Annotated in this window: 1 protein-coding gene; it reads right to left on the bottom strand. The window is 58.6% G+C overall.

Annotated elements, in window-relative coordinates; genetic code table 11:
• The coding region (locus MHY13_RS12110) for an IS256-like element IS1249 family transposase (protein WP_239283248.1) at positions 1-844 on the bottom strand (844 nt) is incomplete at its 3' end.
• Between the last annotated feature and the right edge of the window lie 161 nt (positions 845-1,005).

The raw sequence follows: 1,005 nt of genomic DNA, 5'->3' as shown, positions 1-1,005 counted from the left end.
CTCCTGCTGGCGGGTTGAGGTAGACAAACAGCATCTCGGACCGCCAAAGATGGTTGAGGCTGTTGTAGGCCTTGCGCACGTTGTGGTGGGTCCACACGCGGGTCCATGCACCTGTTTTGGGGTCTTTGATCATGGTTTTCTCGTTCATCCATTCCCGGTAGATCGTTGAAAACTCGTGCAGTTGCACACCCCACGCGGCGGCTTCATCCAGTGTGGTGATCCGGGTCAGTTTCAGCGCAAGTCGGTAGATGGTGCGCCCGGCATCGGTGCGTGGGTTGGTGGTGGTGTAGCGGCGGACCACGCGTTGGGCGTGGACGAGGCAGCGTTGAATTTTCGTAGTCGGCCAGCACTTTTTGATTGCGCTGTATGCGCCTTGGCCGCCGTCGATGACGGCGATGAGTGGGGCTTCGATGCGTTCAAGCAGCAGTTGGTAGTCGCGGGTGGTTTCGTGTTTGCACCAGTGCCAGGCGATCACGTGGTCGATGGTCGCCGCGACGATCAGGCAGCCACCGGCGGTGTAGGTGCCATCGAGAAATACCTGGTCGTAGATCCGCTTGTGGTGGCCGGCGGTGGGGTCAGGCACATCAACGAGCCAGCACCACTTGAAGCGCCGCTTCATGGTGGCGCGGCTAACACCGTTTCGTTTGGCTAGGTCGTCGAGTGATATTGCGGTGGTGCAATGCTCGATGAACTGGGTGAACACTGCCGCGTTGGTGATGTCGTTTCGACGTTTGACGCTGGAGGCGCCGCATTGTTTGCAGCGCCATCTGGTGGTGCCTTTGCTGGTGGTGCCGTTGCGTTTCATTTCACCGCCGCAGTGGCAGCGTGGTTGGTTCTTCGACATTGCGACACCACACCACGCCGCGCATAGCACATCACGGCTGCCACACCGAGGATTTCCCGTCGGGGGCTAGATATATGCTTCCGGAGCATATACTTTCCGGAAACCTACAGGTCAATCCGTGAAAATCCGCGATTCCGGACACACTTTTTGACCCTTAACCC

The organism is Corynebacterium sp. ACRPE, assembly GCF_022347435.1.
Classification (GTDB): domain Bacteria; phylum Actinomycetota; class Actinomycetes; order Mycobacteriales; family Mycobacteriaceae; genus Corynebacterium; species Corynebacterium tuberculostearicum_D.
The sequence above is the reverse complement of the archived record's forward strand: the minus strand, read 5'-3'. Positions and strand labels throughout refer to the sequence as shown.